Origin of the sequence: Streptomyces sp. WAC06614, assembly GCF_003949795.1 — a bacterium.
Lineage (GTDB): Bacteria > Actinomycetota > Actinomycetes > Streptomycetales > Streptomycetaceae > Streptomyces.
This window is the reverse complement of the sequence record NZ_RPRY01000322.1, coordinates 1-7,565: the sequence shown is the minus strand read 5'-3', so window position 1 is coordinate 7,565 and position 7,565 is coordinate 1. Positions and strand designations below refer to the sequence as shown.

Annotated in this window: 5 protein-coding genes; 1 reads left to right on the top strand and 4 read right to left on the bottom strand. The window is 70.5% G+C overall.

Features of this window, described 5'->3' with window-relative positions:
• Positions 1–319: 319 nt before the first annotated feature.
• Positions 320–1,405 (top strand): LCP family protein, encoded by a 1,086-nt coding sequence (locus EF918_RS29365; protein WP_125651964.1) that lies wholly within the window; start codon positions 320–322, stop codon positions 1,403–1,405.
• A gap of 100 nt (positions 1,406–1,505) precedes the next feature.
• Here the strand turns inward: EF918_RS29365 and EF918_RS29360 are convergent, their stop codons facing one another.
• The 4 genes from EF918_RS29360 to EF918_RS29345 form a co-directional block, all read right to left on the bottom strand.
• Complete coding sequence (locus EF918_RS29360) at positions 1,506–3,047, bottom strand: amino acid permease (RefSeq protein ID WP_125651963.1); 1,542 nt, start codon at positions 3,045–3,047, stop codon at positions 1,506–1,508.
• A gap of 140 nt (positions 3,048–3,187) precedes the next feature.
• Positions 3,188–5,104, bottom strand: coding sequence for a 1-deoxy-D-xylulose-5-phosphate synthase (gene dxs / locus EF918_RS29355; protein ID WP_125651962.1), 1,917 nt, complete (start codon positions 5,102–5,104; stop codon positions 3,188–3,190).
• Positions 5,105–5,310: 206 nt separating this feature from the next.
• Positions 5,311–6,582 (bottom strand): sugar ABC transporter permease, encoded by a 1,272-nt coding sequence (locus EF918_RS29350; protein ID WP_125651961.1) that lies wholly within the window; start codon positions 6,580–6,582, stop codon positions 5,311–5,313.
• Positions 6,579–7,367 (bottom strand): ATP-binding cassette domain-containing protein, encoded by a 789-nt coding sequence (locus EF918_RS29345; protein ID WP_125651965.1) that lies wholly within the window; start codon positions 7,365–7,367, stop codon positions 6,579–6,581. Before EF918_RS29345 ends, EF918_RS29350 begins: the two co-directional genes overlap by 4 nt.
• Positions 7,368–7,565: the final 198 nt, after the last annotated feature.

Genomic DNA, 7,565 nt, shown 5'->3' with positions numbered 1-7,565 from the left:
CGGTGCAGCACCGCGGCGGCGTTCTCGGGGGCGGCGGCCGGGCGGCGGGGGGCCGGTGCGCCGGCCCTGCGGCGGCCCCGCGACGCGGCGCGTTCCCCCCGTACGGTTGCCCGCCCCACGTCTCTCACTCCCCGTCGTCTTTCCCGCGCCGTGCCCGCCGGACACCTTATGCCAGCCGGACAGAGGCGTGAACGCGCCCCTGTGGGGGCCCCGGTGGCGCCCCGTGGTACCGCGGAGGCGGCGGCCCGCACGGTACGGACCGACGCCGGGGCCCCTATAGTTCTCCGTCAAACATGTGTTCAGCAAAGGATTCGGGGCGATGACGGACACGGTGGAGACGGCGGCGGACGAGGCGTCGCAGGAACGGCCGGCGCCCGGTGGGCGGCGGCGCCGGGGGCGGCGCGTCCTGCGGATCGGCCTGCTCGTCCTGGCCGTGCTGGTCCTGCTGGCGGCGGGCGGCGGCTGGTGGGCGTACACGCACCTCAACAGCAACATCGACAGCGTCGACCTGGACCGGGCGATCGGTGACGACCGGCCCGCGAAGGTGGTCGCGGGCGCCCAGAACGTCCTGGTGATCGGATCGGACTCGCGGGCCGGCGCCAACGCCGAGCTGGACCACGGCAATGTCAGCGGTGCCCGCTCGGACACCGCGATGCTGGTGCACATACCCGAGGGCCGGTCCAGGGCGACCGCGGTGAGCATCCCCCGCGACACCCTGGTCACCCGGCCCGAGTGCAAGGACCGGGACGGCGAGGCGGTGTCCTCGGCGAACCGTGTGATGTTCAACTCCATCTACGGACTGGCCGGCCCGGCCTGTGTGGTCAAGACGGTCGAGCAGCTGTCCGGGGTCCGCGTGGACCACTTCGTCGAGGTGGACTTCGCCGGCTTCAAGGGTCTGGTGGACGCCCTGGGCGGGGTCACGGTCACGCTGGACAAGCCGATGTCGGGCGCCAAGGGCGGACTGAAGCTGGACGCGGGCACGCACCGGCTGAACGGCGAGCAGTCGCTGAAGTTCGTGCGCACCCGGTACGGCTACGGCGACGGCAGCGACCTCGGACGCATAGGCCTGCAGCAGCAGTTCATGATGGCCCTGCTCGACGAGATCAAGAAGCAGGACGTGCTCGGCAACCCGGCCCGGCTGTACAAGCTCGCGGACGCCGGCACCAAGTCGCTGACCACCGACTCCGACCTGGGCTCGCTGACCGCGCTGGCCGACTTCGCGCAGAGCATGAAGGGCGTGGACCCGGGCACGATGGAGACCCTCATGCTGCCGGTGGCCTACGACCGGATCGACCCCAACCGCGTGGTGGTGGCCCAGCCGCAGGCGGACCAGCTCTGGGAGGCCGTCCGCAACGACCGCCCGATCCCGGCCGCGGCGAAGAAGTCCCCCGCCACGGGCGGCTGAGCCGACCCACGACGGCGGCCGCGGGCCCGTACGCACCCTCGTGCGTACGGGCCCGCGGCCGTTGTCCGGGGACGGGCCCCCGGTCCGGTGGTGCGGTGTCTCAGATGCCCGGAGCGGGCGGCTGCGACGGGGCCTTGGGGACGCCCTCCGGGCCCCGTTCCAGGCCCCGGCCGAGGCGGCTGTGCCCGCGGCCGTAGGCGTAGTAGACGATGATGCCGATGACCATCCAGATGCCGAACCGGGCCCAGGTCTCGGCCGGGAGGTTGAGCATCAACCACAGCGAGGCCGCGATCGACAGGATCGGGACCAGCGGCACCCACGGGGTGCGGAACGCCCGGTGCAGGTCGGGTCGGGTGCGGCGCAGGATGATCACGCCGAGGGCGACGACCACGAAGGCGAACAGCGTGCCGATGTTCACCAGCTCCGCGAGCTTCTCCAGACTGGTGAAGGCGGCGACGAACGCGATGACCACGCCGAGCAGGATGGTCGCCCGGTAGGGGGTGCGGTACTTCGGGTGGGTGACCGAGAAGACGCGCGGCAGCAGCCCGTCACGGCTCATCGCGAAGAACACCCGGGTCTGGCCGAGCAGCAGGATCATGCAGACGGTGATCAGGCCGACGGAGGCGCCCAGGCTGATGGCGCCGGCGAAGAACGGCTGGTTCACCGACTTGAAGGCCTCGGCGAGCGGGGCGTCGTCCGACATCTGCGTGTAGTGCTGCATACCGGTCACCACCAGGGTGACGGCGACGTAGAGCACGGTGCACACGGCCAGGGAGCCGAGGATGCCGCGCGGCATGTCCCGCTGGGGGTTCCTGGTCTCCTCGGCGGCCGTGGCCACCACGTCGAAGCCGATGAAGGCGAAGAAGACGAGCGAGGCCGCCGTGAAGATGCCCATGACACCGAAGTTGGTGGGTGCGTAGCCGAACATCAGCTGGACCAGGGGCGAGTGCCAGCCGCTGACGCCCTCGGGCTGTGGCTTGGCGGGTGGGATGAACGGCTTGTAGTTGTCGGCCTTGATGAAGAACAGGCCGGCGATGATGACCAGCATCACCACGGTGACCTTGATGGCGACCACGATGGCGGTGATCCGCGCCGACAGCTTGGTGCCCAGGACGAGGACCACCGTCAGCGCCAGGACCAGCACGAACGCCATGAGGTCGAAGGTGCCGCCGTCGTCGGGTCCGGACAAGGCGGTGGGCACGTCCCAGCCCAGGTTGGTCTCCATCAGGTGGCGTACGTAGCCGGACCAGCCGACCGCGACCACCGCGGTGCCGAGGGCGAACTCCAGCACCAGGTCCCATCCGATGATCCAGGCGGGCAGCTCGCCGATCGAGGCGTACGAGAAGGTGTACGCCGATCCCGCCACCGGGACCGTGGACGCGAACTCGGCGTAGCACAGGGCCGCGAGGCCGCAGACGACGCCCGCCGCCACGAAGGCCAGCGACGTGGCGGGGCCCGCGTTGTTGCGGGCCGCGATGCCGGTGAGCACGAAGATGCCGGTGCCGATGATGACACCCACTCCGAAGACCGTGAGGTCCCACGCGGAGAGCGACTTCTTGAGCTGGTGTTCCGGCTCTTCCGTGTCCCGGATGGACTGCTCCACAGATTTCGCACGGAAGGGACTGTTCAGATTCGTACTCACGGGCACACCTCCGAACGGGGACCCCACGCAGGGGAGCCGGCACGCGGACGGGCCGGGCGAATCACCCACTCAAGGATGATCCTCCCGGCCCGGGAGCTGCAACAGGAGGCCTTTCGGCCACCGGCGGGGTACGGCCCGTGCTAGTCGACCGTGGCGGCCTGCTCGCTGTCGTAGCGGCCGTCCAGCTTGGACACCAGGCCCGTGACCTGCCGGGCGATGTCCGGGGCGGTCAGACCGACCTCGGCCAGGATCTCCTTGCGCGGGGCGTGGTCGAGGAAGCGCTGCGGGATGCCGAAGTCCCGCAGGGGCACGTCCACGCCCGCGTCGCGCAGGGCCTGGGAGACGGCGGAGCCGACACCGCCGGTGCGGCCGTTGTCCTCGACGGTGACGACGACCCGGTGCCGCTCGGCGAGCGGGGCCAGCGCCTCGTCCACGGGCTTGACCCAGCGCGGGTCGACCACGGTGGCGGAGATGCCCTGCTTGTCGAGGAGGTCGGCGACCTCCAGGCACATCGGGGCGAAGGCGCCGACGGAGACGATGAGTACGTCCGGACGGGTGACCTCCGGCGCCGGGACCCGCAGCAGGTCCATGCCGCCGACCTTGCCGACGGCCGGGACGGCCGGGCCGACGACGCCCTTGGAGAAGCGGACGACCGTCGGGGCGTCCTTGACCTCGACGGCCTCGCGGAGCTGGGCGCGCAGCTGCTCGGCGTCGCGCGGGGCGGCGAGCCGCAGGCCGGGGACGACCTGGAGGATCGACATGTCCCACATGCCGTTGTGGGAGGCGCCGTCGTCACCGGTGACCCCGGCCCGGTCGAGGACGAAGGTGACCCCGCACTTGTGCAGGGCGACGTCCATGAGGACCTGGTCGAAGGCCCGGTTGAGGAAGGTGGCGTAGACGGCGAAGACCGGGTGCACGCCGGCGGTGGCCAGGCCCGCGGCGCTGGTGGCGCCGTGCTGCTCGGCGATGCCGACGTCGTAGATGCGGTCCGGGAACTCCTCGGCGAACTTGTTCAGGCCCACCGGGTGCAGCATGGCGGCGGTGATCGCGACGACGTCGGGGCGCTCGCGCCCGATCTTGACCATCTCGTCGGAGAAGACGGAGGTCCAGCTCGCGGCGGAGGCCTGGACGGGCAGGCCGGTGTCCGGGTGGATCACGCCGACCGCGTGGAAACGGTCCGCCTCGTGCTCCAGGGCGGGGGTGTAACCGCGGCCCTTCTGGGTGAGGCAGTGCACGATCACCGGGCCGCTGAAGCGCTTGGCGCGCTGCAGGGCCGACTCCAGGGCCTCCACGTCGTGGCCGTCGATGGGGCCGATGTACTTCAGGCCCAGGTCCTCGAACATGCCCTGCGGGGCGATGAAGTCCTTCAGGCCCTTCTTGGCCCCGTGCAGGCTCTCGTAGAGCGGCTTGCCCACGACCGGGGTGCGCTCCAGGATCTCCTTGCCGCGGGCGAGGAAGCGCTCGTAGCCGTCGGTGGTGCGCAGGGTGGCCAGGTGGTCGGCGAGGCCGCCGATGGTGGGGCCGTAGGAGCGCTCGTTGTCGTTGACGACGATGACCAGCGGGCGGTCCTTGGCGGCGGCGATGTTGTTCAGCGCCTCCCAGGCCATGCCGCCGGTGAGGGCGCCGTCGCCGATGACGGCGGCGACGTGGTGGTCCTGGCGGCCCAGGACCTGGTGGGCCTTGGCGATGCCGTCGGCCCAGCCCAGCACGGTGGAGGCGTGCGAGTTCTCGATCACGTCGTGCTCGGACTCGGCGCGCGAGGGGTAGCCGGACAGGCCGCCCTTGGTGCGCAGGTGCGTGAAGTCCTGGCGGCCCGTGAGGAGCTTGTGCACGTAGGCCTGGTGGCCCGTGTCGAAGAGGATCTTGTCCTTGGGCGAGTCGAAGACCCGGTGCAGGGCGATCGTCAGCTCGACGACGCCGAGGTTGGGGCCGAGGTGCCCGCCGGTCTTGGAGACCGCGTCGACGAGGAAGGACCTGATCTCTGCGGACAGCTGGTTCAGCTGCTCCGGGCTGAGCCGGTCCAGATCGCGCGGTCCCTTGATGCGGGTCAGCAGCACCCGTGCCTCCTTGCAGTTGCTGGCTGGTCTGTCGAGTCTAAGGTCCCGTCCGGGCGCCGAGTCATCGGCGGGTACCGGGCGAGTCACACCTTTGTCATACCTGTGCATATCACCACGGGCCCACACGCCTCGTACGGGTGGGTGTACGCACAGGTGCCCGGTGCCACCCGAGGTGGCACCGGGCACGCCGGCGGTCGGTTCGCGCGTCAGGCGCGGCCGGCCGTCTTCTGCGTCTTCCGGGTGACGGAGTCGATCACCACGGTGGCCAGCAGCACCGCTCCGGTGATCATGTACTGGATCGGGGTGGCGATCCCCTCCAGGGCCAGACCGTACTGGATGGAGGTGATGACCATGACACCGAGGAGGGCGTTCCAGGTCCGGCCGCGCCCGCCGAAGAGGCTGGTGCCGCCGATCACGGCCGCCGCGATGACGTTCATCAGCAGGTCGCCGGCGCCGGCGCTCTGGTTGGCCGCCGCGATCTTGGAGGCCCAGAACAGGCCACCGATCGCCGCGAAGGTGCCCGCCAGCGAGAACACCGTGATCCGCACGGCGGTGACGTTGATGCCCGCGCGCCGGGAGGCCTCGACGCTGCCGCCGAGGGCGAACACCTTGCGGCCGAAGCCGGTGCGGCGCAGCACGAAGTCGGTGCCGACGAGGGCGACCAGGAACAGCAGCACCGCCAGCGGCAGGCCCTTGTACTGGTTGAAGACCACGGCCGCGCCGAAGGCGAAGACCGCGAGCACGCCGGTGCGCAGCAGGATCTCGACCGGCGGCCGGGAGGGGACCCCGGCGGCCACACGGCGGCGGGCGTCGAAGAAGGCGCCCACGAAGTACGCGCCGACGGCGACCGCGGCCAGCCCGTAGGCGGCGGCGACGTCCGAGAAGTAGTACGTGGTCAGCTTGCCGACCACGCCGTCGGAGTCGAGGTTGATGGTGCCGTTGCTGCCCAGGATCTGGAGCATGAAGCCGGACCAGAACAGCAGGCCCGACAGGGTGACGGCGAAGGCCGGGGCGCCGATCCGGGCGAAGAAGAAGCCGTGGATCGCGCCGATGGCCGCGCCGCTGGCGATGGCGACGAGCACGGCGAGCCACTCGTTCATGCCGTGCGTGACCGACAGGACGGCCACGATCGCGCCGGAGACGCCGCTGACCGAGCCGACCGAGAGGTCGATCTCGCCGAGCAGCAGCACGAAGATGATGCCGACGGCCATCATGCCGGTGGCGACCATCGTGACCGCGATGTTGTTGAGGTTCTCGGCCGAGAGGAAGTTCGAGTTCAGGCCCTGGAAGATCGACCAGATGATCACCAGGCCGAGCACGACCGGGAGCGACCCGAGGTCGCCGGCCTTCAGTTTCCGGCCGAACTCCTGGAGGTAGCCGGAGAAACCTTCCTCCCGCACCAGCAGCCGGGGGTCGACCGCGGGAATGGCGTCCGCGGGCGCCTCGGGGTTGCTGTCGGCAAGGTGTTCGGTGCTCACTTGCGAGCCTCCCCCGTGCGGGCCGCCCGGCGGGTCACGGCGTTGTCCGTGGCACCGGTGATGGCGGAGATGATCTCTTCCTGCGAGGTGTCGGCGACGTTGAAGACACCGTTGTTGCGGCCCAGGCGCAGCACGGCGACCTTGTCGGCGACGGCCTTCACATCGGCCATGTTGTGGCTGATGAGGATGACGGCGTGGTTCCGCTCGCGCAGCCGCTCCACCAGGTCCAGGACCTGGGCGGTCTGCTCGACGCCGAGGGCGGCGGTGGGCTCGTCGAGGATGACGAGCTTGGGCTCGCCGAGCATGGAGCGGGCGATCGCCACGGTCTGGCGCTGACCGCCGGAGAGCGAGGCGATGGGGATCCGGACACTGGGGATCCGGATGGACAGGGTGGTCAGGAGCTCGCGGGCGCGGCGCTCCATCTCCACCTCGTCCAGGACTCCGCGGCGGCGCAGCTCGCGGCCGAGGAAGAGGTTGCCGACGACATCGATGTTGTCGCACAGCGCGAGGTCCTGGTAGACCGTCGCGATGCCCAGGTTCTGGGCGTCGTGGGGCTTGGTGATCGACACCGGGCGACCTTCCCACTCGATGACGCCGTCATCGATGGGGTGGACGCCGGCGATCGTCTTGACCAGCGTGGACTTGCCGGCGCCGTTGTCACCGACGAGGGCGACCACCTCGCCGGCGTGGATCTCCAGTTCGACGTCGGTCAGGGCCTGGACGGCACCGAAACGCTTCGAGACCCCTCGCAACGCCAGCACGGGCGCAGCGGTCACATGAACCATCTCCTTCGCCGCCTGACCGGCGGGGATGTCGTGCACGGGGTCGGGGAGAGGCCGTGCACGAAAGAGGTGCGGAGGAAAGAACTACGGAATGAATCGTTTCTGCCCGGCGGCCCCGCGGTGGCGGGGTGCTGAGGGGCGGGGACGCCGGGCAGAGCGGGAGGTCTGGCTCTGACACACATCTGACGCTGCCGACGACGG

Excerpts from the sequence above, each read along its gene's own strand:
- EF918_RS29345 (WP_125651965.1), bottom strand. The coding sequence starts at position 7,367 with ATGGTTCATGTGACCGCTGCGCCCGTGCTGGCGTTGCGAGGGGTCTCG.
- EF918_RS29365 (WP_125651964.1), top strand. The coding sequence starts at position 320 with ATGACGGACACGGTGGAGACGGCGGCGGACGAGGCGTCGCAGGAACGG.